Annotated in this window: 20 protein-coding genes and 3 tRNA genes; 11 read left to right on the forward strand and 12 right to left on the reverse strand. The window is 36.9% G+C overall.

The window, feature by feature from the left end; translation table 11 throughout:
- The first annotated feature begins 301 nt into the window (after positions 1-301).
- Complete coding sequence (locus Q0794_RS14815) at positions 302-991, forward strand: SIMPL domain-containing protein (protein ID WP_298943163.1); 690 nt, start codon at positions 302-304, stop codon at positions 989-991.
- Here Q0794_RS14815 and Q0794_RS14820 read toward each other — a convergent pair.
- From Q0794_RS14820 to mutY, 7 genes are all read right to left on the reverse strand, one after another.
- The gene (locus Q0794_RS14820) at positions 988-1,797 is read right to left on the reverse strand and encodes an S-adenosylmethionine decarboxylase (RefSeq protein WP_298943165.1); all 810 of its coding nucleotides are present in this window, start codon (positions 1,795-1,797) and stop codon (positions 988-990) included. The genes Q0794_RS14815 and Q0794_RS14820 overlap by 4 nt on opposite strands.
- A 160-nt stretch (positions 1,798-1,957) precedes the next feature.
- Positions 1,958-3,535 (reverse strand): phospholipase D family protein, encoded by a 1,578-nt coding sequence (locus Q0794_RS14825; RefSeq protein WP_298943167.1) that lies wholly within the window; start codon positions 3,533-3,535, stop codon positions 1,958-1,960.
- Between the two features lie 840 nt (positions 3,536-4,375).
- Positions 4,376-4,451, reverse strand: a tRNA-Phe gene (locus tag Q0794_RS14830).
- A 59-nt stretch (positions 4,452-4,510) separates the two neighbouring features.
- Positions 4,511-4,586, reverse strand: a tRNA-Thr gene (locus Q0794_RS14835).
- A gap of 60 nt (positions 4,587-4,646) precedes the next feature.
- Positions 4,647-4,722, reverse strand: a tRNA-Phe gene (locus tag Q0794_RS14840).
- Positions 4,723-4,910: 188 nt separating this feature from the next.
- Positions 4,911-5,180, reverse strand: coding sequence for an oxidative damage protection protein (locus Q0794_RS14845; RefSeq protein WP_298943168.1), 270 nt, complete (start codon positions 5,178-5,180; stop codon positions 4,911-4,913).
- A gap of 3 nt (positions 5,181-5,183) precedes the next feature.
- Entirely contained in the window at positions 5,184-6,248 is a 1,065-nt protein-coding gene (gene mutY / locus Q0794_RS14850) for an A/G-specific adenine glycosylase (protein WP_298943169.1), read from the reverse strand.
- A 125-nt stretch (positions 6,249-6,373) separates the two neighbouring features.
- Here mutY and trmB point away from each other — a divergent pair, with 125 nt between their 5' ends.
- The 5 genes from trmB (at position 6,374) to Q0794_RS14875 (ending at position 12,112) form a co-directional block, all read left to right on the forward strand.
- On the forward strand, positions 6,374-7,120 hold the full coding sequence (gene trmB, locus Q0794_RS14855) for a tRNA (guanosine(46)-N7)-methyltransferase TrmB (RefSeq protein WP_298943171.1): 747 nt from the start codon (positions 6,374-6,376) through the stop codon (positions 7,118-7,120).
- A 120-nt stretch (positions 7,121-7,240) separates the two neighbouring features.
- Positions 7,241-7,834, forward strand: a complete 594-nt coding sequence (locus tag Q0794_RS14860; RefSeq protein ID WP_298943173.1) for a DNA-J related domain-containing protein — start codon at positions 7,241-7,243, stop codon at positions 7,832-7,834.
- Positions 7,835-8,604: 770 nt separating this feature from the next.
- Positions 8,605-10,308: a serine protease gene (locus Q0794_RS14865; RefSeq protein WP_298943175.1), complete on the forward strand. Its 1,704-nt coding sequence runs from the start codon at positions 8,605-8,607 to the stop codon at positions 10,306-10,308.
- A gap of 380 nt (positions 10,309-10,688) precedes the next feature.
- Entirely contained in the window at positions 10,689-11,825 is a 1,137-nt protein-coding gene (locus Q0794_RS14870) for a Na/Pi symporter (protein ID WP_298943225.1), read from the forward strand.
- A 62-nt stretch (positions 11,826-11,887) separates the two neighbouring features.
- Positions 11,888-12,112, forward strand: coding sequence for a hypothetical protein (locus tag Q0794_RS14875; protein WP_298943177.1), 225 nt, complete (start codon positions 11,888-11,890; stop codon positions 12,110-12,112).
- A gap of 84 nt (positions 12,113-12,196) precedes the next feature.
- Here the strand turns inward: Q0794_RS14875 and Q0794_RS14880 are convergent, their stop codons facing one another.
- Entirely contained in the window at positions 12,197-14,242 is a 2,046-nt protein-coding gene (locus Q0794_RS14880; RefSeq protein WP_298943179.1) for a bifunctional 2',3'-cyclic-nucleotide 2'-phosphodiesterase/3'-nucleotidase, read from the reverse strand.
- A 496-nt stretch (positions 14,243-14,738) separates the two neighbouring features.
- Here Q0794_RS14880 and Q0794_RS14885 point away from each other — a divergent pair, with 496 nt between their 5' ends.
- Positions 14,739-15,170 (forward strand): universal stress protein, encoded by a 432-nt coding sequence (locus tag Q0794_RS14885; protein WP_298943181.1) that lies wholly within the window; start codon positions 14,739-14,741, stop codon positions 15,168-15,170.
- A 123-nt stretch (positions 15,171-15,293) separates the two neighbouring features.
- Here the strand turns inward: Q0794_RS14885 and Q0794_RS14890 are convergent, their stop codons facing one another.
- On the reverse strand, positions 15,294-17,156 hold the full coding sequence (locus Q0794_RS14890; RefSeq protein ID WP_298943183.1) for a PhoX family phosphatase: 1,863 nt from the start codon (positions 17,154-17,156) through the stop codon (positions 15,294-15,296).
- Positions 17,157-17,490: 334 nt separating this feature from the next.
- Here Q0794_RS14890 and Q0794_RS14895 point away from each other — a divergent pair, with 334 nt between their 5' ends.
- Entirely contained in the window at positions 17,491-17,742 is a 252-nt protein-coding gene (locus tag Q0794_RS14895; RefSeq protein WP_298943185.1) for a TIGR03643 family protein, read from the forward strand.
- Positions 17,743-17,851: 109 nt separating this feature from the next.
- Here Q0794_RS14895 and Q0794_RS14900 read toward each other — a convergent pair whose 3' ends face one another.
- Positions 17,852-18,781, reverse strand: coding sequence for a patatin family protein (locus Q0794_RS14900; protein ID WP_298943186.1), 930 nt, complete (start codon positions 18,779-18,781; stop codon positions 17,852-17,854).
- A 349-nt stretch (positions 18,782-19,130) separates the two neighbouring features.
- Here Q0794_RS14900 and Q0794_RS14905 point away from each other — a divergent pair, with 349 nt between their 5' ends.
- Together Q0794_RS14905 and Q0794_RS14910 are read left to right on the forward strand one after the other, a co-directional pair.
- A complete protein-coding gene (locus tag Q0794_RS14905; protein WP_298943188.1) occupies positions 19,131-19,463 on the forward strand; it encodes a hypothetical protein in 333 nt (110 codons plus the stop codon).
- A 644-nt stretch (positions 19,464-20,107) separates the two neighbouring features.
- A complete protein-coding gene (locus tag Q0794_RS14910) occupies positions 20,108-20,476 on the forward strand; it encodes a VOC family protein (protein ID WP_298943190.1) in 369 nt (122 codons plus the stop codon).
- Positions 20,477-21,195: 719 nt separating this feature from the next.
- Here Q0794_RS14910 and Q0794_RS14915 read toward each other — a convergent pair.
- Entirely contained in the window at positions 21,196-21,888 is a 693-nt protein-coding gene (locus tag Q0794_RS14915) for a cupin domain-containing protein (protein ID WP_298943192.1), read from the reverse strand.
- 236 nt (positions 21,889-22,124) lie between these two features.
- On the opposite strand from Q0794_RS14915, the gene Q0794_RS14920 reads away from it, so the two are divergent.
- The gene (locus Q0794_RS14920) at positions 22,125-22,643 is read left to right on the forward strand and encodes a TetR/AcrR family transcriptional regulator (RefSeq protein ID WP_298943194.1); all 519 of its coding nucleotides are present in this window, start codon (positions 22,125-22,127) and stop codon (positions 22,641-22,643) included.
- A gap of 234 nt (positions 22,644-22,877) precedes the next feature.
- Here Q0794_RS14920 and Q0794_RS14925 read toward each other — a convergent pair whose 3' ends face one another.
- On the reverse strand, positions 22,878-23,534 hold the full coding sequence (locus Q0794_RS14925) for a DUF2959 domain-containing protein (RefSeq protein WP_298943196.1): 657 nt from the start codon (positions 23,532-23,534) through the stop codon (positions 22,878-22,880).
- Positions 23,535-25,077 lie beyond the last annotated feature (1,543 nt).

Here is a 25,077-nt window from a genome sequence, read left to right on the forward strand (position 1 = left end):
CCCAGACAGAGATAAAAAAAGAGGTAGATTGCAATATGGTTTGCACGCGGTTACCTCTTAATGTCCAACCTATGAATTAATATTAGTTAAATCAACATTAATAAAGTATATAATAGATAATTAATTTATACTTTAACTTAGTATTTAGGTTGACCCATTTTAACGTTAGATCGTTAATATTATTGACCTGTAGAGCTTTTATTTAACGTTTATTTGTTTGTTAACAAATTAATGAAACTTTTTAGTGAAAAATAAGTCAATTAGTTAATGATAAATGGTTGTTGTTAATTCGAGAGAGAAAATGAAAATATTTAATGTTTTATTAGTGAGTTTTTTGTTTGTTGCTACACCATGGCTAAGTGCGAATAATTTACCAGACAAAGCACATGTATCAGTTTCAGGTACTGCAAAAATTCAAGTAAAACCAGACACGGTGAGAATAGAGTTCCAATCAATTGCTGTAGAAAACGACAGTGATGATGCAAAGCGAGAAGTTGATAAACAAGTACAACAAATTCTTTCTAAGTTACAAAAGGGTGGCTTTGACCAAGCATTATTAAAGCGATCTGATCTTCAAATGCGTCCTGAATATGAATATATTGAGAAAAAACGTACACCGGTCGGTGTTAAAGCAACCCGTAATTTAAGTTATCAATTGGGTGATGTGACTAAGGTAAATGAATTCTTACAAATTTTGGTTAAGAGTGATATTTCGAATATTGGTCAAATTAACTATGCATTAAAAGAGCCTGTTCAATGGCAATTAAAAGCCCGTGATTTAGCAGTAAAAGACTCTATCAATAAAGCAAAAGGACTAGCTAAAAGTTATCATGCCTCTTTAGGTGAGGTGTATTCTATTCATTATCAAACTAATAATGCACAGCCTGTTTTAATGCGTATGGTTGAGAGTGACCAGATGGTGCCAAACTATCAAAATAATGAAATAACGATTACTGAAAAAGTGGACGCAGTATTTCTATTAGGCCATTAAAAAACACTGATATTTAACTGTTTATTATCGGACTTGAAATGTAATTGCTTAAGATCATTAGGTAAAAAAAGCTGTTTTAAATAGCCAATGAAATCAGCACACTGCTCTATAGAAAAGCTGGTTTCAATACTTAAATAAGTACTTAGCTGTTCAGGCGTTAGATGAATAGCTAAGTAATCTTCACCGCAAATCGCATTTAATGAATAGCCTTTTGGTTCAAAGCTAAAATGGTCGATTATTAAATCGTCAAAAAAGGCGTTTAGCTTTAACTTTTCTAGGATTTCGTGTTTATCTAACGTCTCCGTTTGTAACTGCGTCGCTAGCTGACCATTTAATCCATGCAGCATATAAATACTTTGTGTTGTAATATTCTTTTCTGATATTTCTCCAAACACAAACAAATCACCTTGGTAACCATCTCTCCAGTGCTGCTGTTGCCCTTTAAACTGTTTTTCTAGCAGTGAGCTGTCTTGCTGAAAGTTAGAGCTCTGTAGTTGTGGTTTAAGCGCTTGATGGCGTTGGAAAATAAGTGTGCTTATTTGTTGCTTAGTCAATTGTTGTTGAAGAAACAAAGCGGCTTTCACTAATTGCGTATTACCACAGGTGATCAATAACAATTTATCTTGCCAAACAAACAAGCTCGATTCTGATAACAAGTAAGCTTTGAGCTGGGTATTTTGAATGCTTGATAATATTTCAGCGCCGCAGTTTACAACTAACTGTTGCCAAAACTGATCATCAAAATCAAATAAGTTAAGGCTGTGAGTGCAGATTAATAAACGTTTTTCAGTTCCTTCGTAAAACATCTAATTAACCTTTTTTGCTGCGTTAACCATAGGGTTAAATTGAAATTGGTAAGCCATTGTTTATCTGCATAAGAAAATGATGAGACGCGCAGTCTAACGTATTCTATGGCTTTGTTAAAATAGTTAAAGCACACGAGTTATTGCCTGCGTTTTATCTTGTTTATAAAATACTTTTAGGCACCACTATGCGAGACTTAACTTTTAAGCGTTTAGTTAAATCCACTTGATGGTCAGGGTTCCAATCTAGTGTCACTTCCCAAGCATTCTCTGGCTGCATTTCAACGACCATCGCCCCTTTCACTTTCTTCGCAATCGCTATTGAAGGGATAACGACGACACTTTCTGTATTTAAATTAGCGCTACGGGGATCTAAGTTAAAGGTGCCAATCACCGTTAAATTATCATCAATCACCATTGATTTAGCATGTAAACCAAATATAGGCGCCTGTTCTAATTGTATGGACATCTCTTGCGACATTACTTTTTGTCTTATTTGGGCATCAGGTTTAAATTCATAAATGTTAACGCCTGTTTTCAATAATGCATCACGATCTCTTTGGTAGCCACTAAACGCCTCTAAGTTATCGTTTGAAGCGAGGCTATTGGTTAGTATTTTTATCTCAACACCGTTGTCGACCAATGTCTTGAAAATATCTCTACTTAAGTCTGTCGTTATTAAGTAAGGTGTCTGAATGACGACCGATTTCTTTGCTTGTTTAAGTAGAGTAATTAAACGCTCGGTCGTAATACCGCTCCCGCCTAAAAACACTGTTCCATCGTTCTTGCCTGGCGCATCTGAAACGTATTCAATATTATCTAACCAATGCACATCACCATCATCAACTGCTTTTTTAAAGGCGACTGGCATTGCTTCTATTTGTGCTCTAACTTCAGGTAGAAAGTTTTTGGGGTTACAAGCGTACTGATGGAGCTTTTGAAAGTTAGGGGCTTGTTTTTGGAGTGTTTCTTCAGTTGCTTTATCTGCTAATAAATTGGTAACAGGGACACTTAAACTATGTTGCCAAAATTCATTAAATGATTGCTCAATATTATTAGCTGTTGGGCCTATTAATAATGTGTCTCTGTCCCTGAAATTATATTCATGGTCATAACCAAAATACTCATCTGCAACATTCCGTCCGCCTGTTATGGAAACGGCACTATCAACAGTGAAGGTTTTATTATGCATACGTTGGTTAAAAGCATGAAAATCAGTCACTAAGTTAGTGAGTTTTTGTACAATATTTTTACCCGTGTTGACGAGGGGATTATAGATTTTAATCGCAATGTTTGGATGCGCATTAAGTGTTAACAGTTCATCACCTTTAGCATCTAGCATTATGTCATCCACTAAAATTCGTACTTTAACACCTCGGTCGGCAGCTCTAACTAAATAATCAATCGCCAATAAACCAATGTTGTCCGTAGAAAATATAAAATATTGCACATCAATTTTTTTCTCTGCATGTTCACTTAACCAAGCTCGTGTGAACATCGCCTCTGTACCTTGTTCTAAGACATAAACGCCGGTTTTTCCATCTTTGATATAGTGAGAGTAGGGCGCGAGCTGCTCAGTTATTGTAGTGCTCTTCTGGAAGCTAATATCTTTACAGTAATCTTGGTTATCATCAGAAAACCTTTCTGGCGCAGGCGTACATGCGGAAAGTAATAATAGACAGAGTGTTAAACTGACTATTTTAAGAGTATTAATATTGCAATGTTGTGTTAACTGATTCAATTGCTTTCCTTGCTCGATGATAATCATAATGTATTTGATAAGGCTGATATAAATCTCGTTAGTTGCCAATATAAATGACAAATAAATACACTAACCGTTTCTTATTCAGAATTGAAATAATAACAAAACTAACGCCTGGCGATCGACTTTTATTCATGAACTCAAATTATCTATTGTTATCACTTTAATTTTTAATCATTTCACTGCTTTGTTGATGTCGCAGGGGAAACCCATTATAGGCGATTCACCTGCGATTTTAAGTGACAAGGGAGATCAAAAGCTTTTCATTTAGAGACAAAAAATCTTAGTAGAAAATGAATAAAGCTTTAAATGATGGCGTTTCGTCTCGCTGGTTTTCAATAAAGAGCTAACCAATAACATTTCCGTATGGATACAAAAAAGCCACAATTAAATTAATAATTGTGACTTGAATGATGGTGCTTGGTCTCGCTGACTTTCAACAAAGAGTTAAACCAAGGACATTTCTGTATGGATACAAAAAAGCCACAACTAAATTAATCATTGTGCCTTAAATGATGGTGCTTGGTCTCGCTTACTTTCAACAAAAAGTTAAACCAAGGACTTTCCGTGCAGATACAAAAAAGCCGCTAAAGTTTTCACTTTAACGGCTTGAATGATAGTGCTTGGTCTCGCTGACTTTCAACAAAGAGTTAAACCAAGGACTTTCCGTGCAGATACAAAAAAGCCCATAGTAATAAATTACTATGGGCTTGAATGATGGAGTTTCGTCTCGCTGATTTTAAACAAAGAGTTAAACCAAGGACTTTCCGTGCAGATACAAAAAAGCCACAATTAAATTAATAATTGTGGCTTGAATGATGGTGCTTCGTCTCGGAATTGAACCAAGGACACGAGGATTTTCAATCCTCTGCTCTACCGACTGAGCTAACGAAGCAAAACTTCTTATTTATCAACTTAGTTAATAAATTTTATCATCTTACGATGATTTGTAAATGGTGCCGACTACCGGAGTCGAACTGGTGACCTACTGATTACAAGTCAGTTGCTCTACCTACTGAGCTAAGTCGGCACATAAACCGTTCTGAGCTTTCGCTCTTGTTTTACCGAATAATCAGTAAAAACTAAATAATGGTGCTTCGTCTCGGAATTGAACCAAGGACACGAGGATTTTCAATCCTCTGCTCTACCGACTGAGCTAACGAAGCATTTTGTTTTTGCTTTTAAATTCAGACTGAAACTAATCAACTGAGCTAACTAAGCAGGAACGAGGCGTATTAAATAGATTTTAGAGTCTATCGTCAACCTATTTTTACAGATTTATTCAGTTTTTAACGTGTTTGCTTGTGCTTTGAACGTTAAATGCTTTAAATCTGAACACCTCGTTTAAATTTAGTTAATCTTTAGGTGTGAAGCCTTCAATCTCTACATTTTTATCTTCAAACAAATAACCGATCATAGCTTCTTGAATAAGCGTACGATCTTCAGCTTTCATTAGATTTAATTTCTTCTCATTAATCAGCATTGTTTGTTTATGCTGCCATTTTGTCCATGCTTCTTGGCTAATGTTATCAAAAATACGTTTGCCCGTTTCACCTGGAATTAATTGAAATGCTAAACCTGGCGCTTCTTTTTTTAAATAAGTACAAAATACAGTACGAGACATTATTTATTCCTTGTGGGTGATTTTAGTAACGGTGTTTAATATTTTTTTCGTCGCCGCCGCTAATCCAACTTTTTGTGGTTGTTGTAAGTTATACCAAAGCTGACCATTATGTTCCATAATTTGTTCAGTTTCTTGTTGGCTAAATTCAACTAATATTGGCGATATATCAAAATGATAGTGGCTAAATGTATGACGGAAAGTCGCAAGCTCTGTTGCTTGATAATCAGTAATTCCGATTGCTTCTAAGCTCTTTAAGGCTGACTCATTATCGATAAATTCAGGGAAGCACCAAAGGCCACCCCAAATCCCTGTCGGAGGACGTTGAATAAGCTGTATAGACTGCTGTTTATTTCTTAATACCAACATCACTGCCGTTTTTGTAGGGATTTTTTTCTTAGACTTAGGGGTTGGATATGCCGTCATGCAATCATCAGCTAATGCTAAACAATCAGTGGAGACAGGGCACTGGTCGCATTTAGGTTTACTGCGAGTGCAAATCATTGCCCCCATATCCATCATCGCTTGGTTAAATATTTTTGTGTCTTTTTTAGGCGTGAGTTTATCGGCTAATGTCCACAGTTGATTTTCAACTTTCTTTTCACCTGTCCAACCTTCAATTTTTTGATGGCGAGTTAATACACGTTTAACGTTACCATCTAAAATTGAAAAGTGTTTATTAAGCGTTAACGATAATACCGCGCCAGCAGTAGAGCGGCCGATACCTGGCAAGGCAATCACATCATCAAATTCTTCAGGGAACTTTCCATCAAACTGATCGCGAACAATTTGCGCTGCTTTATGTAAGTTACGAGCGCGAGCGTAATAACCTAAACCTGTCCAATGATGTAATACTTCATCGATAGGGGCATTCGCTAAATATGAAATAGAAGGAAATGAGCGCATGAATTTATTAAAATAAGGGATCACGGTCGCCACTTGAGTCTGTTGTAACATGACTTCACTAACCCATGTTTTGTACAAACTTTTATCTAACTGCCATGGTAAGGTTTTACGGCCATGTTGTTGGTGCCAATCATTGATTCTTTGGCTAAAATGCAACTCACTCACTAGAAACTCTTCTATAATAAAAGGGCTGGACAGTTTAGCAGAGTTGCACAATTAATATAACATTGCATAATGCACTGCTAATTAGCCCAATTACAGTTATAGCCGATCAATTTAAAGGTAAAAAAATGACAGAGCATGACCAGTCTGCGACAGATAATGGAACAGAAGAAAACAACATTGAAAACACGAAAGAGAAATATATTCGTAGAATTCGTTCTTTTGTTAAACGTGAAGGGCGCATGACTAAACGTCAGCAAACTGCAATTGATGATCTATGGCCAACAATGGGCGTTGATTACCAAGAAAAACAAATCGATTTTAGTGAGTTATTTGGTAATGATAACCCTGTGGTATTAGAAATTGGTTTTGGTATGGGCAAGTCATTAATTGAAATGGCACAAAGTGCACCAGAGAAAAATTTCTTAGGCATTGAAGTACATGGTCCAGGTGTTGGTGCTTGTTTAGCGGATGCTGGTGAAGCCGGCGTAACTAACTTACGTGTAATGAACCATGATGCGGTTGAAGTATTAGAATTCATGATCCCAGATAAAAGCTTATCTACATTCCAATTATATTTCCCGGATCCGTGGCATAAAGCGCGTCATCATAAACGTCGTATTGTACAACCAGCTTTTATTGAAAATATGCGTCCTAAATTAGCGATTGGTGGTGTTATCCACATGGCGACAGATTGGGAAAACTACGCAGAACACATGTTAGAAGTGTTAAAAGCAGCAACAAACTTTAAAAATGCCAGCTCTGAAGGTGACTATGCACCTCGTCCTGATTGGCGCCCACTGACTAAATTCGAGTCTCGTGGCCACCGTTTAGGTCATGGCGTATGGGATTTACTGTTTGAGCGTGTTAGCTAAGCTATACATTAAAGTAATACCTATTTTAATTCAGCGTCTACCTAAAAGTTGACAAGTTAAGCGAGTATTGTTCATTATCAATGCTCGCTTTTTTTATTGTTTACTTTTAGGTTGTTGAAAATGACGATGAATCATCATATTGAAAACCCGTTAATTTGGCCCTTGTTAACGTTAATTAAAGAGGCTCAAGAACGTTGTCAAATTCATCATTTAGCAACCGAGTTACAAAAGAAAGGGTTACTAAACGATTTAGATAATGACCCGAATAAAAACTTATTCAAAAGAAATTTCTTGTTGATGAATGCTTTATATCAACTGCAAGAAATGCTATTACCTGCACAATGGTTGCAAGTTGAAATAATGAACATCCAGCTACTTGATCATCCCCCTACTAATATCGCTATTGTATTAGATAAAGAAAGTGCATTACGTCATTATTATTTAGATTGGCAGAATTTTGAAACAAACACTGATGAGATAGAAGCTATGTTGACTGGCTTTTGGGAGCGTTATCATCAAACCATTACTCCCTCTATCAACTCAATTGATAAAGCGAATGCATTTAAGATATTTGGATTAAATCATGATGCCTCATCGCAACAGATACGCCAACAATGGCGACGATTAGCGCTTGAATTACATCCTGATAGAACGAGCGGAAACAAAGAAAAGTTCCTGAAAGCTTGTGAAGCATGGCAAGTGTTAAAAGAATAGTTTAGTTAGGCATTGCCGTAAGTAATCACTTAGCTTAAGAAGCTGTGCTTGAGATATCGTTAACTGCTAATTTTTTGAAATAACGAGTTCCATTCCACATACTGGATAAGTGAAAGGGTGAACATCGTTGTTGTGTAAAGCTCTATTTAACCATAACAAGCGTATTGATTGTTTGTAACTAATTTTATTGCTGCTCTTTTTATTACTACTTTTTATCAAAAGGTAGCTGCTTAATATTTTTCACTTATTTTTAAAACTTCCTTTTTTTTTGCACAATTTGGGGTTTTCTTAGTGCTATGCTTTGCGTCTGTATAATTCGAGCTAATAAGTTTTAATCGTTAGCATTTCCATAGAATGCTTCATATCAAACTATCTATACAATAAGCAAAATGACAATGAGTTTCATCACCAAAACTTATTCACTTATTACGATTGCGATGACCGTATATGAGCATAAGCTTTTCCTTTTATTATTAGATTAGTGGTTTACTCGATATGGTAAAGGTATCTGTATTACCTGAGCGAGAGAAACATTTTATTTAATAAAGATTCAGTTAAGCTCAAAGAATATGCATAAAGAAGTAAACAATAGCAATCAGCTATTAACCGAGAGGAGGATTAAACTTAATAAGTTCGTTTTTACTAACATAAGCTTTATTAATAACGACTTATTGATTGATTAAAGGTAATTAAATGTGTCATTTGTCATGATGAGTTAGACTCTTTTATCATCCTTATATTAAACATCACATACAACGAGTAATACTACTATGACGTTACCCACTAAAATATATTCGTTTTTTACCTGTTTATTCAGTTTGTTCTTCATATTTTCATCTCCATCTTTTGCTGAAGATGATTATCAGAGTTATTCATTAAGGTTTTCTACTGAAGTTGATAGTACAGCAGATACTGATAGCAGTAGTTATTCAACGAGTATCTCCACTTATATCGTTGGCGGTGATGATGCTCAACGAGAATACCCTTGGATGGTAGCGCTTTATAAATCGGGTGATTTTATTTGTGGTGGCGTGTTAATTAGCTCCGACTGGGTGGCGACAGCTGCACATTGTGTTTATGAAAGTGATGATGAAAATGGCGATGCTACTGCTTACGACGCATCTTATTATAGCCTTATTATTGGCGAGTCAACGCATTACTCATCAACAAGTTTAGCGGAGTCTGCGGGTGTTACCGTTCATAGTTTGAGTCGTGTAGTGATTCAACCTAATTACGATGAAGATACGGTTGATTATGATGTGGCATTACTTGAATTAGATACTTCTTATTACCAACCTGGGCCAGCGCTTACGATAGCATCTCAATTTGATGAGATGGAAGAAGGAGATTTACTGACTACGATTGGTTACGGTGTTTTGTCGGCAGATGATGATGCATCGCCAGCAGAAAAAATTCCAACTACTTTACAAGAAGCAGATTTGCCTTATGTACCTGAAAATCAATGTTATTGGAGTGGTTATGGCAAAACGACTGATAATATGTTTTGTGCCGGTTATTCAGACGGTACGAATATTGATAGCTGTTCTGGTGATAGTGGTGGCCCTGTTTTTAGAACGCTTGATGGGCAATTAAGTTTAGTGGGGTTAGTTAGCTGGGGGGCATCAACTTGTTCAGATTATCCTGGTGTTTATACCAATATTAGTAATTTACGTAGTTGGATTTTAGAGAATATTGACGGCCTGCAAGTCGTTGAGGAAGGTGTTGCTAGCTACGATAGTGAGCAAGGTAGTTTTTCTGAAGGTTTGATCAGCGTTTATCAATATGGTTCAGACTTAGATAGTTACCTCGCTATTGGTGATTTAACATTTGATGATGAAACTTATAGTGATAGTTTAAGCGTTAGCGACCACTGTAGTAATACCTACTTATATTCCACTGCGGATAATGAAGCAAGCTGCAAAATGACATTCGATTTAACAGATGTGATTGATGAAGATACCTTGTTTACAGCAACTTTACTCGTGAACGACGATAGTGAAATAATAGTAGAAGATGATTCAAGTGATGATGAGATTATCGTTGTAGACGACAGTTCAGACGACAGTTCAGACGACAGTTCAGACGACAGTTCAGACGACAGTTCAGACGACAGTTCAGACGACAATTCAGATGATAGTTCAGACGACAGTTCAGATGATAGTTCAGATGACAGTTCAGATGATAGTTCAGATGACAGTTCAGATGACAGTTCAGACGACAATTCAGATGACAGTTCAGATGACAGTTCAGATGACAGTTCAGGTGATAGTTCAGATGACAGCTCAGATGATAGTTCAGACGAAGGTTCAACTGATATTGACGAGTCCGATGATACAGCTGACAGTGATGCAACGGAAGAGGTAACTACAACGTCATCGAGTAGTTCTAGTGGTGGTAGCTTAGGTTTTATCTCTTTATTTATATTGGGTCTTATAAGTTGTCTACGCAGAAAAACTTATCGTTTTTCTATTTAGATCTGTCATTAAATAATAGGCAAATATAAAAAATGACAATACAAACCATATTGTCATTCTTCAAGGATTTTCCTGATTAAATATATTTATTCTATTAATACCATTAATGGATAATATCCACATTTTATTTTCTTTCCTCAGTACTTTTATCTTTTTTTGTTGCTATTTATAAGTGTTTTTTAGCAAAAAATAATGTTGAAACTGTATCTATTTAACTCCTAATGCCATTCGTTTGATTTATTACGACGATCTTTGTTGTTGCTTACTTTTGCTTAATTAAAAACGTAATAATTTGGTCATGTTTATGTAAAGAATATTCATTAGCATCCTTGTTATCACATCACTTTTAGGGAAGCATTATTATGGAAAATATCGAAACAATGCATGAAAAAAGAAGTAAATCTCAAAATACAAATTATGTGCAATGGATAGTAGTTGCGCTATTAGTTTATTTATTAATTTGTGCAGTTGGCATGATTGGTGGTGGCTTTAAAATGTCAGTGGGAGAGCACGCCAAAGAATTGTTTGCGTTTGCGAGTAATCCTTTTGCCGGGCTTGTTGTCGGTATTGTTGCAACAGCATTAATTCAATCCTCTTCTACTGTAACGTCAATTATCGTTGGGCTAGTGGCTGGTGGATTACCGGTAGAGTTAGCCGTACCCATGGTGATGGGAGCTAACGTTGGCACTTCAATTACTAACACTATTGTATCTCTAGGGCATGTTCGTGCGAAAGAAGAGTTTAAACGTGCATTTTCTGCTGCAACGGTGCATGATTTTTTCAACTTATTATCCGTTGTTATTTTCTTGCCGTTAGAAATTACATTTGGTTTCTTAGAAAAAATAGGAGGGTCATTATCTAGTTTATTTTATGGTGCTGGAGATACATCGATTAAAGGTCTTAACTTTGTAAAAGCAGCGACTGCCCCAGTGGTAAATACTGTTAAAGATGCTGCCAATACATTAGGTAATGAAGTCGGTGGTGTCGCGCTTATTATTTTTGGCATCGTGTTAATTTTTGTTTCTATCACTATGGTTGGTAAGTTATTGAAGAAGTTGATGGTGGGTAAAGCCAAAGATATTATGCATACCGCTATTGGACGTGGTCCAATGTCTGGTATTGCTTCTGGTACGTTAGTGACGGTGTTAGTGCAATCTTCATCTACAACAACATCTTTAATGATCCCACTAGCGGGTTCTGGTGCCTTTAAATTAAAAGAAATTTACCCATTCACCTTAGGTGCAAATATCGGTACTTGTGTGACGGCAGTATTAGCCGCGACTGCGGTAACCGGTAATGCACAGGCTGCATTACAAATCGCTTTTATACATTTGGTTTATAACATTTTAGGTGTCGTAGTGATTTACGGTATTCCTGCATTACGTAACTTACCTGTGAAAGCGGCAGAAGCATTAGGTGCGAAAGCAGCGGAAAACAAGTTTGCTGCATTGGCTTACATTTTAGGTGTTTTCTTTATCATACCTGCAGTGTGTTTGACGGTAAGTAGCATACTTTAAACGCACCATCCCATTATAAAAATAGAATAATCAAAGAGATAACTAAGCACTAAGGAAATCTTATGAGTAATTTACAAGTACTAACAACTGAAAGATTAAATAAACTAATCGATGAAACACAGCAAACATTAATAGAATTAAAAGATGAAGTTGTTCGCAGAGAGCATCTAAAGCAAGAGCATGAAATCAGTGATTTAGACCATCATATGATGAGTGCAGAGCTTAATTTAACAAGTATTAAAAACTTTATTGCTTACCTTCGCGAACAGTCTAAAAAGAAGTCATAGTGAATAATGTCTGCGGTTAGTTTAAAAGAAGCGAACGTAATACGTTCGCTTCTTTGATCTTATTGGTGCTTTTATTTTTTAGTTTTATTTTACAGTTAAATCAATGTTATAAACTGCAAAGCCTAACGCATCTTTTTCATTACGTTTAGTTAATGTACGTTGTGCATTTTCGGTAATAAAGCGGCTTGCCATTTCACTATCTTGCGTTTCAAAGCGTATATCCAATACCGTCGACGTATTAATATCTAAGAAACCCCAGTTATTATCAGCAGAGGGATCAACCGCACCTTTAGCTTTGGTTTGAGCTGTAATATAAGCAGCTAAGACATCACGGTTAGTATCTGGTTGCTCCATCACAACATACTCAGAACCTGTTCCTGCGAACTTGCCCCCAAATGCTCTGTAGTTATTAGTAGCAACAATAAAGTCTTGTTTCATTAACGCATCACCAGTAAGAGTGATATTTTTACCATCAGTATAAGTTAATTTAACAATGCGCTGTGCATCTGGGTTAACCGCCACGCAGTCGCTATTAAACTTACTTGGTTGTGTTACATCCACCTTATAACTAACACCATCAATCACATCAAAATTATAAGTGCGATGATCTTGCCAATTAATTAAATATTGTGGTTCAGAAGCGTTTTTATCAATTTGGTTAAACTGATTGGCGCTACATTCTAACCAATCTTTTAACTGTGCTCCTGTAACTTTTAATGCAACAACCGTGTTGGGGTAAAGATATAAATCAGCCGCATTCTTATACGTTAAATCACCTTTGGCTACTTGCACATAAGCGTCTACGTCAGATGCCGTACTATGACGTCCACCTGCTTTAAAAGGCGCAGCTGCAGACAATATAGGTAATCCTTTTAAGGTGGGATTATCAGACGCGGCGACTTGATATTTGATATATTGCAATTGCGCATTCGATACAATCTGTACGGTAGGATCGTCCTGTACTAAGGTTAAAAAGCTATACATATCATGGTTTGCTTTGCCGATCGGTGCGTTTACAAAATCCAATGTGCCTTTGTGGTCTTCAGCCACTGCTTTATGAATACGTTCATCTGTAGCAACTAAAGCTACTTTGCTGCCTTCTGTATCGCGTTCGAATATTTGACGAGATTCAGATTTAGCGCTTTTAACGGTCCACTTTTGCTCGTTATATTCTAATTCAAAATCAATCACGCCTAAGTTATCACCCCATCGACCAGGCATAACGGCAGGAACACCATTGATTAATCCTTTTTCGATATCAACATTAGGGATACTGGCAAATTGGGCGCTTGGGAACACTGAATGACTATGGCCAAACATAATGGCATCAATCCCTTCGACAGTGGTTAATGCATAAGTCGCGTTCTCTGCATGCACATCATTTGGGTTTTCACTTGAGCCTATCCCCGAATGAGGGATAGCAATAATAATATCAGCACCTGCTTGTTTCATTTCAGGTATAAATTTCTTAGCCGTTTCGACAATTCCTTTAACAGTTACTTTTCCCGTTAGGTTTTGTTTATCCCATTGTAAAATTTGTGGAGGAACAAAGCCGATATAACCAATGTTAATCACTCGTTCTACACCTTCACTATCAATAATATTGGTTTTTTTAATCAAGTAAGGAGTAAAGAGATTATCGCCTTGCTTCTTATCTTCCCAACAGTCTGATTGGCAATATACATTGGCATTAATATAGGGAAAGTTAGCACTACTAATCGCTTTTTTCAGGAAATCTAAACCATAATTAAATTCATGATTTCCTATATTACCCACTTCATAATTAAGCAAGTTCATTGCCTTGTAACTAGGGTGAATCGAAAACTCACGACCTTCCTTAAATGCATTGGCAATATAATCGCCCATCGGACTACCTTGCAACAGATCTCCGTTATCAACCAATAATGTATTACCGACTTCAGTGCGCGCGATATTAATAAGGCTAGCCGTGCGAGCAAGGCCGATAGTGATATCTTCTTTCGTTTGGTAATAATCATAATCTATTACGTTGGCATGAATATCAGATGTTTCCAATACGCGTAATGTTGCGGAGTAACTATCATTGGCTGTATCACAACCGACTATGCTGAATGTAGAGGATATTAATGCGGCAAGAAGCAATTTATTCACAGAATGTTCCTTTTCTATTGATTTTAAAGAGAATATTTAATGGTCTTTAAGGAGGCGTTAAAAAATAATTACTTTACGCTATATCACTAATTTATCAAATTGAAATAAAACGTTATTTTTTAACAATATATTCAATAAAAATAGTACTTAAGAACCGTTAACAATCTAGGGGGTAAAAGGTGATGCATGATTAATGTGCTTGCGATGGGATCTTTAAGGAAGCTGCTTCAAGTGAAAATACATCACGTAACAGTTGCTCTGTAAATACTTTGTCTGGCTCACTATCAGCGACCCCCTACCTTCTTTCATTACCCGTAAATAATCACTATATTGGTAAGCTTGGCTATGGGGGGCTTAATTATCGAATCGATTATTGATTTAGATCATCCAACCCTTAAAAATCGCTAAATTCATCAATAAATGTGCTCTGTGTACAAAGTTAAAGTTATCTTTAGGACTAATATAATGAAGGGCAAGTTAACTGAGGAGAATACTGATGAGTTATGGTCATATTTTAGTTGCTGTTGATTTTGAAGAAGATAACCAACAGGTTATTGATAGGGCTGTTAAATTAGCCAAACCTTTAAATGCAGACCTGTCGCTAGTGCATGTGAATGAAGTGATTAATGAAATGGGATTCACCGGATTGATGGACTTGGATGTCGCTAATCTCTCATCTCATTCTAGTATCGATGAATTAAGCGCAAGGCTAAATGATTTAGCAAAGAGCATCGATTATAAAGTGAAACATAAATACGTCGTTAATGGTGATATAAAACATAGTTTAGAAGGGCCTGTACAAGAGGCGGGCATCGATTTAATCATATGTGGGCATCATCATCACTTTTGGAGTCGTTTAAGTCCAACAGTGGGTGGACTTGTTAATACGTCACCTGTTGATCTATTGATTGTCGCATTGATTGAGTGATCTAAACATTGCGTTAATTGATTGTTCTAAAGTCATGGATATAGCGTGAACAGATTAAAGGCATTAATAGGGAGCTATTAATGCCTTTTTGTTAGCTCTTTTTTATAAGCTTTTTAGCTCGCTTTAACTGCCCACTATACCGCCGTCATCTTTTGTGATGGCTACAATCGTTGAACGAGGCTTATTATCGCCACCAGCAGGAAAGTGACCGCTAGGGTGTTGAATGCCCACAAACATGGTTTTTTGATCTTCTGAGAAAGTTAACCCTGTTACTTCAGAACCTATTGGCCCCGTTAAGAAACGACGTACTTCACCAGTTTCAGGGTCACCACATAACATTTGGTTGTTACCTTGGCCTGCGAAATCACCTTCGTTTGAATAGTTACCATCAGTTTGAATCCATAAACGACCTGCTTTATCAAAGCCAATACCGTCAGGGCTGTTAAACATATTATCTGCATTGATGTTGGCGCTACCTGCGTATAAATCACCTTTGTGAACCGTTGGGTTACCAGCAATTAAGTATAAATCCCATTTGAAGGTATTGTCTGCATGGTTACCATTAGTTGGTATCCAACGTATTATTTGCCCATAGTGATTTTCAGCACGCGGGTTTGGTCCATCTACGTCTTGACCTTCTTTAACACCACGGTTTTTATTGTTAGTTAAGGTACAGAAAACATGTTTATTATCTGGATGAACAGCAACCCATTCTGGTCTATCCATGGTGGTTGCGGATACTTGTGTTGCTGCTTTACGTGCAAAAATCATTACTTCAGCTTGGCTATTAAATCCATTTTCTTTGGTTAAGCCATTTTTACCGTAAGTTAACTCAATCCACTCACCATCACCCTCTAGCTTGTCGGCGTGCATGCTAAACTTAGCAACGTATAGCGTACCTTCTTCTAGTAGCTGACGATTAGCCTTGTCATTACCTGCTTGGTATTTATGTTTAGAAACAAACTTATAGATGTGCTCTCCACGTTCATCATCGCCTAAATAAACGATAGCGTGACCATCATCATTGATAACAAAAGCTGCATTTTCATGTTTGAAACGACCTAATGCCGTACGTTTTAATGGCGTTGATGTTGGATCTTTAGGATCAATCTCAACGATCCAACCAAAACGGTTTGGTTCATTTGGATTTTTAGCGAGATCAAAGCGTTCATCAAAATTATGCCATTGGTATTTGCTTTGAGTTGCTTCGATACCGTAACGCTCATAGTTGTCGTCAAGTGCAACGTTTTCTTCTGCGCCAAAGAAACCGTTAAAGTTTTCTTCACATGTTAAATAAGTACCCCATGGCGTGTGGCCATTTGAACAGTTATTAATCGTCCCTAGTACTTTCTTACCCGTTGGATCTGCTTTAGTTTTTAATAAGTCATGACCTGCGGCTGGCCCTGTTACATGCATTTCTGTATTCGCTGTAATACGACGGTTCATTTTACCTTTAGGATCCATTGTCCATTTGCCGTCTTTTCTGACTAGTTCTACAACCGTTACACCTAATGCTGCTTGTGCTTTTTTAACATCATCAGCGGTCATTGCTTTACCTTGATGATCAAATAGGTATTCGTAGTTAGTGTATTCGTTATTCACAGCAAGAATGGCATGGTCTTTCGATAGAGGAAATACGCTCATCCCATCGGTGTTGTCACCAAATTGCATCGTTTGTGCTGTTGAATCTTGTTTACCATTAGCGTTGAATGCAGGTGCGTTAGCAAAGATTGGATCGCCCCATGACATTAAGTTACTCGTGCTGTAACCCTTTGGAACGATGACGGTGTCACTAGTAGACGCTGGCACTTGCATGAAGTTTAATAACTTACTGTCCATACCTGCAGCGATTGCTTTAGCGACAGGATTTAATGCTAAAAATGCACCTGCACCAACGGCTGCGGTTCCCATTAGGAAGCTACGGCGTGATAAGCGTGCATCAATCATATTACTAAAATCAGTTTCTTTATCTAATAAATTCGTCATCGTATAGCCTTATTTATTTTGGGGAGTCAGTAAAACGTGCTTTAGACTAAAGTAGAGATATGACAATTTTATTACGTTTCATTATTTTGAACTGATTAAACGTCGCTGGTGGCTTTACTTATACTTTCATTCTCTTTTTAAAGTGAGCTGATATCAATTAACCAATACCAAGTAACCGATACTAAGTAACTAAACGAGACCAATTAAGTAATTCAGTAACTAATCCAATAAACAATCAAGTAAGCAATCAATATAATTTAAACAAGTAAACTCTAATCTTGTTAGCAACGTATTGGCTTTTTAGTGAAAAGTTAAATTAAATTGGATGTTAACAATGATATTGAGTGAGAGCGAAGAATCTAGAGTGATTGAAATGGCGTGGGAAGATAGAACCCCTTTTGAAGCGATTGAAGACCAATTTGGTCTGGATGAAAAAGCGTTGATTAGCTTCATGCGTACTAAGTTGAAATCGGGAAGCTTCAAGTTATGGCGAAGTCGAGTGACGGGCAGAAAAACCAAACACTTAAAATTAAGATCACCCGAGATAGACAGAGCTTATTGCGCGACTCAATACAAACACAGGTAGTGATCGAGTCATCGCTTAGCTGCCCGTGTCTTATAAGTGTATTTTGTAAGTGTGCTTTATAAGTGAGCCTTAGTAAGTGTACTTTGTAAATGTGCTTTGTAAGCCATTTCTAATGTATTTTAAATTGCTGCGCTGATTGGCTTTCTAAAAACGCAGTACCCATTTCATAACCCATCTTATAATCGGCAATTAAAGCTTGGTCGCTACTGCCTAATAAGCTGCTGGCTAACTTTTGTGGTGGTGCAATCTCAATAATTTTCGCATCCTCGGGTGGGGTATGAATAAACTTAATGGCATCATTGTAAGCATTTTCATGGCCAGTAATAATATCTAACACCTTAGGGCATGAATTGGTTTTACATACCCAAGATTTCAATTTGTGTGCCCAAGGTGATCGAATATTTTGATTAGCAGGGGCGGTACGCAATACAATGATATTCTTTGCACCGCGATCATAAGCCTCTTGAATAGGAATAGGGATCGCAACGCCACCGTCTACGTAATTAGCATCACCAATCGCGACCCCTTTTTTATATAAATAAGGTAGGGCGCTTGATGCTTTCAACATAGTCAGCCAACTGTCAGCCGTTGGTTCAAGAAAAGCTGGACGAAAGCCTTCCATATTAGTGGCAGAAAAAAGCAGTTGGCGACCCTGTAATTGGTTTTGTGCACAATTCATATTCAGTTGGTATTCAGGGTCGGCAACGCGATCAAAATACCAATCTAAATCCATCGCATTACGTTTTGAAAAAGAGCGTTTCATACTAAAGAAATCAGGATGTCTCGATAACTGCATGATAGATCGTTTAGCGTATCCTGCTTGTCGTGTCATATAAGTTGACAGGTTCTGAGCACCAGCCGAAGTGCCAATGAGTAATGAAAAAGGGTTAAAGTCTTGTGCTAACCAACTATCCAATACACCTGCTGTAAAAATACCACGTTGCCCGCCACCTTCGACTACTAATGCAGTGCCTTTAATGGGTGCAGTTGCAGGGCAATTTGGCATATTAAGTGATGTATTTTCTAGTATTGGTTTCATGATATTTCCCTATTCGATTACGTACAATATACTCAAATTTTATAAATAGGTTAAATCGTTTTATTTTTACAAACTAATAGCATTTAGCTATTGAAAGGTAGTGGCATGTTTTTATATGCCATCGATTGTTAAAATGATTGTCAGTTGCTTATCAGAAATTAGGTAAAATCAATACAAAAGGGAATGGGTGTTGTAATATCTATCAATAACTTATTTGCATATCAAAATTAGTTTATTGTTATTAACGCTTATTACACAATATTTTTTGAAAAAATTTATTGAGCAACAAAAACAATTGCTTAGCGAGTTTAGGCTCAGTTTATAATTTTACTTATGAAAGAAGAACAACATGACCCAATCTAAATTATTACCATACCGACTACCGTTTTCTATTTTTATTTTCTTTATCGCTTATATGGCATTAAGCCATACACCATTAGGTTATATCTCTTCTTTGACGAGTCAATTAATCGGTTCTTTGTATAGTGCGTTTGATGTCGTGAAAGAAACAGAGCAAGTCACGTTAATTTATGCACTGTTAGCTGGCGTAATAGGGCACTTTGGGTTTAATAAATTATGTAAAATAGACGCTAAAGAAAACAAGAAAAGTTTATTAAAAGGGTTAGGCGTATTGGTATTAATTATCCTCGCTTATGGTTATAGCTTGGTGCAACAAGCTTAAAAAGCTATATTTAAAAGTCATACTAAAAAGTCATACTAAAAAATAGGCTTTGTCATATTAAAGGGTTCATTACGCTACGTAATGAACCTAGTTTTTCCTCATATAATCACTTATTTTTATCCTCTTAATTTTTGATCCACTTAATGCCTATCCTCATCGTTTCTTTGAATAAAAGATTTAAACAATAGATTTAAAAATAACTTGAAGAATAGATTTAAAGGATTGCTGTAAATATTTTTCAAATAAAAGTGTCCTATTTTATTGCCAACGAATAAAGTATTTACAGCATAATGTTTATGTCTTTCACTTCTCGCTAATTTACTTTTAACTTGTTGTTAATGAATGAGTAATTTAAATTATTTATTCATTAATAAAATTTATTCTCATCAATGAATATTTGCTTTTCTTTCACATTTTTTAATCATTCTCTTTAATACCGGCAGTTAATCTTAATAATTTATTGCCAAATAAATATTGACTATCTATCGGTAGGTATGTAAATTTATATCCACTTAGTAAGCAAAGCATGTCGTCACGAAGTGCTATTTTTACTTACATTACTTTCTGACATGATTTTCTGGCATTGCTTACATTGTTCACAGGCGAAACATCAACTTTAAAATGCTAAAAAAGGGATTACGATAATGATTGGATATACAACGATTGGTTCAAAAGACTTAGATAAAGCCGTTTCATTTTACGATTCACTACTTGAATTAGTTGGTGGTAAAAGAGTCATGGAAATGGACCGTATTAAATTTTACAGAACAGATGCTGGTGGCGCGATGCTAGCTGTGTGTACACCGCACGATAATAAAGAACAAAGTTGTGGTAATGGCCAACAAATCGCTATCCCTGGTGGGTCAATTGAAGGTGCACAAGCGCTTTACAATAAAGCTATCGAATTAGGTGCTACCGATGCGGGTGAACCTGGTCAACGTTTTGACTTCTTCTATGGTTCGTATGTTTTTGACCTAGATGGAAACAAACTTTGTTTCTTCCATATGACATAAAGCTGCTTAAAGTAGCTGATATAAAGTAATTTGAGTCACTTTACATCACCTTGCGCAAGGACGGTCACTGATAGTAGTTTATGTAACTTACTATAGGTCATCGTCCTTGTTCTTTTTCTGTCTTTTAGCCCCGTTTCATTTGATCTATAAATCTCTATTTTCAAATCAATATCTACTTAGCTTCGATGCTTATTCAATGCTGATGATAGGTTTTTTCTAGCGAACAAAGTACCTGATACTGAATCATTGAGCCTGCTGTTCATTGCTAACATAAACATAGCTAATCTAAATATAGCCATTCTAAACAATACCCCTCTTTATAAACCTAAGCTTGTCCGAATCTACCTCAAAGCCTATTGTTTTTAAAACCTGTTTGATGACTTGAAATAAGCTTTATCAACGAACTAACGTAGTTTAAAGGACGTTTATTCAATAGAGGAAGTCATGTGCATGAGGTATAGTAGAGATTAAGTGAGCTTGGATTAGCTTGATAACCAGTTACTTAAGTTACCTAAGTTAAGTTGCCTAAGTTGTATCACGAAAACGAAGTTGCATAGAGGATCTGATTAATACGATCCTCTGGTGTTAATAGAAAAGGAGTTGTTCTATTAATGTCGCTTACTCGCACTATCACAAACAACGAGTAAGCGATTTTAATTAAAAGAACAACTATTCATGCAGATTAATATCAGTATTTACCTAATCCACATACAGTGATGTTAAGCATTTTGTACGCGTGAAATTTGATTTTCAACATCCGTAATATGACCCGATTTCACCCATACTTTAGCCCCATTTTTACCTGCTTTGATAGTTAACGTGGTGTTTACTGGCGTACGTAACCAGCTGTTTTTAAATAAAATATCATCACCTTCTTGGATCGAACCTTCAAGTATAAATAACTCAGCGCCGCTTGGTGCTTCTACTATGTATTGCGACGTAGCGTCAAAGTGCAATAAAGTCACTTCTTCAAACTCGTCTTTATACAAAGGTGTTATCGACACGCCTTTATTATTGGGTGAGGGTACTTGTCCCATCTTATTCATTTGTAATCGCACGTGGGTTCTATCTTCAGGTTGAAATTGCCAAAGTTTTACCAACATAACGCAACCTTGTTCAGAGCCAGGCTGATGTTTTGATTGTGGCGGGTTTCTTATGTAAGAGCCTGCTGGAAAACTGCCATGCTCATCTTGAAATACACCCTCTAGTACAATAAATTCTTCTCCACCAGTATGTACATGGGCACTAAACTCACTGCCAGGATCGTAACTTACTATAGTAGTTGCTCGTGCTACTTCGCCACCGACTCTATCAAGAGGTTTTCGGTTAACACCAGCCATTGGAGAGGCTATCCACTCTAGTGATTGACTGTGCACAACAGCACGTTTACTAAAATCTGCCGCTATTTTCATTTTATTCCCCTGAAGTATTCTCTCATTTTTTCAATATATGACTTTTTCAATACATTACTTTTTTCAACATATAACTTTAAAGTATCTATCAGTAGATAGTTATATTCTCTAGCGTATAATAAGTCAATGTTGAGTGACGATTATTATTGCTTCAGGTATTCCTCAATGTGTAATAATACTTGTAAATAACAATGCACTGCTTGATAATTTCAGGTTCATTGATAGGAAATATAATCATGTCCAAAAAAGAAGCATTACTAAAAGCTGCTGAAGATAAAGTTCGTCTTGGAGGCTACAATAATTTTAGTTTTCGAGAAATTGCTAATGAAGTCGGTATTAAAAGTGCCAGTGTTCATTACCATTTTCCTACTAAAGCAGATTTAGGCGCAGAACTGGCTCATCAATACACTAATGCCTTTTTAAACGCGCTAGGTGATGTCGATGAAATAAAAGCGAATAATGAAAATCCTATTGACGTTTACACCCAATTATTTAGAAACGCGTTATTAACCGATAACAAAATGTGTTTATGTGGTTTATTAGGTGCACAAAATGAAAGCTTACCGGATAAAGTACGCTTAGAAGTAAAACGATTCTTTGACTTAAACCTAGCATGGTTAGAGCAAGCACATAGTGCCAACGGTGAAAGCGAGCCATCACATGCCGCTATCTTGACGGTTAGTTTATTAGAAGGCGCAATGATGATCAGCAAAGCGCTGAATGATCATAGTTACTTTAAACTAGCGACTAAATAACCTATCAACATCTCTTTGTTTGCACTTAATGATGGTTAGATTCCAATGCGTTAAGTGCAACGTCCTTCTTTGTATAACGTCTTTATTTCGCTTCTTACTTTACACCATTCTTTTTTAGTCAAATGTCGTTATCTATGCTATATCTTTCACTATAAAAAAGCCTGCTATTAAGCAGACTCAGTTATCGTCGTTAAGTCATTGGTCAAGTAACTGGTTAAGCCATTCGCTAAATGATTAACTCGCGCTATTCATTTGTTTAATAAACTTGTTGGATTCAGCAATCGATTCATTCATGTCATTCATTAGCTGTTGAATATCACGTTTTAGGTTGGTGAATTCACCTTTGATTTCTGACACTGCTCGCGCGTTTAAATTGTGTTTTAAGTACAATACATTATCGTTTAAAGAAGATAACACCGGCTCCATCTTGCTTTCAGCGTTACGCATCGAGCGTAAAAGTGTATTAAATTGACTCTTTGTTTCTGATAATTTTTGGCTGCTTTGGCGTTTTAAAGATGCACTTTTATATTGCTCAAGCTCTTCATTCCATTCATTAAATAAAGCATCCGCAACATCTTCCACTTTATCGATGTTAGTTGATACTTCGTTTGCTGCTTTTAGGCTTGACTGGTAATCATCGTTTAATGCGTCGTAAGTCTCTTGTAATTCCCCACCTTTAAAATCGATCAGAGTAGTTAGGCCTTCAAGCGCGGACTGAAACTCTTCTTGTGAGTCTTGCTGTGACTCTTTTGTTTCTTCTACGCGGTCAATAAGAATATCGCGTTTGTGAAGACCCACTTTTTCCATTGCAGAGTAATAAACTGATTCACAGCCTGATAATGTAAATGTTAGTGCAAGCAATGAAGCACATAATAGTGTCTTTTTTTTCATTTCAAATCCCTGTTTATAAACATCAATGCTATAAATGACGATAATAATCAAAGCACGATAATGACACGAATAATATGCTCTCTCCTTATAAACCGCAAGCTAAGCCCCGTCGACTCAAGACATCAAACTGAGTTTTCAATGTTTGTGCACCCGAACTTTCATAGGCTGTATTTTGATTGGGAAAGTTCGATTTTTATTTTGGTTCGTCTGCGCTCATCGTGACAGTTAGCTATTTATTGGCAGTGTTTTCGCCCTGTCGGTGACATCCTTTCTTTTACCAGAAAAGAAAGGATGCAAATAAACTGGCCACCGGATCGCTTTCTTACCCAAACGCTAATTGCCTTTCTTAAAACACCAGTCCATACAGCACATCCATGTGCTGAATGAACTTACAGCAAACGTCCTGTTTGCTATTGCTGAAAGTCATTTATCGCTTGGGAAAGCCCAACGGTAGGGGAGTTGTAGCCACATTGAGTATCGTTTTTCTTGGAGTTTTGTAGAAAGTGTTTTTAAAAAGCAAAAAAGAAGAACTAACCCTATTATACTTGATTGTAGTGTTGATTCGTCTGCGCTCATCCTGACAGCTGGCTATTTATTTACAGTGTTTTCGCCCTGTCGGCGACACCCTTTCTTTTACCAGAAAAGAAAGGATGCAAAGAAACTGGCCACCGGATCGCTTTCTTATCCAACCGCTAATTGCCTTTCTTAACGCACCAGTTCATACAGCACATCCATGTGCTGAATGAACTTACAGCAAACGTCCTGTTTGCTGTTGCTGAAAGCCATTTATCGTTTGGGAAAGCTCAACGGTAGGGGAGTTGTAGCCACATTGAGTATCATTTTTCTTGGAGTTTTGTAGAAAGAGTTTTTAAAATTAAAAATACCTAACTCTATTCTTTTTTAGCCGTTTTTAGTTTTTACTTCGTCTGCCCTCATCCTGACAGCTGGCTATTTATTGTCAGTGTTTTCGCCCTGTCGGCGACATCCTTTCTTTTACCAGAAAAGAAAGGATGCAAATAAACTGGCCACCGGATCGCTTTCTTACCCAAACGCTAATTGCCTTTCTTAAAACACCAGTTCATACAGCACATCCATGTGCTGAATGAACTTACAGCAAACGTCCTGTTTGCTATTGCTGAAAGTCATTTATCGCTTGGGAAAGCCCAACGGTAGGGGAGTGGCAGCCACATTGAGCATCGTTTTTCTTGAGGTTTTGTAGAAAGTTTTTTTAAAAAGCAAAAAAGAAGAGCTAACCCTATTATACTTGATTGTAGTATTGATTCGTCTGCGCTCATCCTGACAGCTAGTTATTCATTTGCAGTATTTTCGCCCTGTCGGCGACACCCTTTCTTTTACCAGAAAAGAAAGGGTGCAAAGAAACTGGCCACCGGATCGCTTTCTTATCCAAACGCTAATTGCCTTTCCTAACGCACCAGTTCATACAGCACATCCATGTGCTGAATGAACTTACAGCAAACGTCCTGTTTGCTGTTGCTGAAAGCCATTTATCGTTTGGGAAAGCTCAACGGTAGGGGAGTGGCAG

The organism is uncultured Psychromonas sp. (assembly GCF_947489755.1).
GTDB lineage: Bacteria > Pseudomonadota > Gammaproteobacteria > Enterobacterales > Psychromonadaceae > Psychromonas.

What these genes read in the sequence shown, in the direction of transcription:
- Q0794_RS14815 (WP_298943163.1), top strand. Translation starts at nt 302, where the DNA reads ATGAAAATATTTAATGTTTTATTAGTGAGTTTTTTGTTTGTTGCTACA.
- Q0794_RS14820 (WP_298943165.1), bottom strand. Translation starts at nt 1,797, where the DNA reads ATGTTTTACGAAGGAACTGAAAAACGTTTATTAATCTGCACTCACAGC.
- Q0794_RS14845 (WP_298943168.1), bottom strand. Translation starts at nt 5,180, where the DNA reads ATGTCTCGTACTGTATTTTGTACTTATTTAAAAAAAGAAGCGCCAGGT.
- trmB (WP_298943171.1), top strand. Translation starts at nt 6,374, where the DNA reads ATGACAGAGCATGACCAGTCTGCGACAGATAATGGAACAGAAGAAAAC.
- Q0794_RS14860 (WP_298943173.1), top strand. Translation starts at nt 7,241, where the DNA reads ATGACGATGAATCATCATATTGAAAACCCGTTAATTTGGCCCTTGTTA.
- Q0794_RS14865 (WP_298943175.1), top strand. Translation starts at nt 8,605, where the DNA reads ATGACGTTACCCACTAAAATATATTCGTTTTTTACCTGTTTATTCAGT.
- Q0794_RS14870 (WP_298943225.1), top strand. Translation starts at nt 10,689, where the DNA reads ATGCATGAAAAAAGAAGTAAATCTCAAAATACAAATTATGTGCAATGG.
- Q0794_RS14875 (WP_298943177.1), top strand. Translation starts at nt 11,888, where the DNA reads ATGAGTAATTTACAAGTACTAACAACTGAAAGATTAAATAAACTAATC.
- Q0794_RS14885 (WP_298943181.1), top strand. Translation starts at nt 14,739, where the DNA reads ATGAGTTATGGTCATATTTTAGTTGCTGTTGATTTTGAAGAAGATAAC.
- Q0794_RS14890 (WP_298943183.1), bottom strand. Translation starts at nt 17,156, where the DNA reads ATGACGAATTTATTAGATAAAGAAACTGATTTTAGTAATATGATTGAT.
- Q0794_RS14895 (WP_298943185.1), top strand. Translation starts at nt 17,491, where the DNA reads ATGATATTGAGTGAGAGCGAAGAATCTAGAGTGATTGAAATGGCGTGG.
- Q0794_RS14900 (WP_298943186.1), bottom strand. Translation starts at nt 18,781, where the DNA reads ATGAAACCAATACTAGAAAATACATCACTTAATATGCCAAATTGCCCT.
- Q0794_RS14905 (WP_298943188.1), top strand. Translation starts at nt 19,131, where the DNA reads ATGACCCAATCTAAATTATTACCATACCGACTACCGTTTTCTATTTTT.
- Q0794_RS14910 (WP_298943190.1), top strand. Translation starts at nt 20,108, where the DNA reads ATGATTGGATATACAACGATTGGTTCAAAAGACTTAGATAAAGCCGTT.
- Q0794_RS14915 (WP_298943192.1), bottom strand. Translation starts at nt 21,888, where the DNA reads ATGAAAATAGCGGCAGATTTTAGTAAACGTGCTGTTGTGCACAGTCAA.
- Q0794_RS14920 (WP_298943194.1), top strand. Translation starts at nt 22,125, where the DNA reads ATGTCCAAAAAAGAAGCATTACTAAAAGCTGCTGAAGATAAAGTTCGT.
- Q0794_RS14925 (WP_298943196.1), bottom strand. Translation starts at nt 23,534, where the DNA reads ATGAAAAAAAAGACACTATTATGTGCTTCATTGCTTGCACTAACATTT.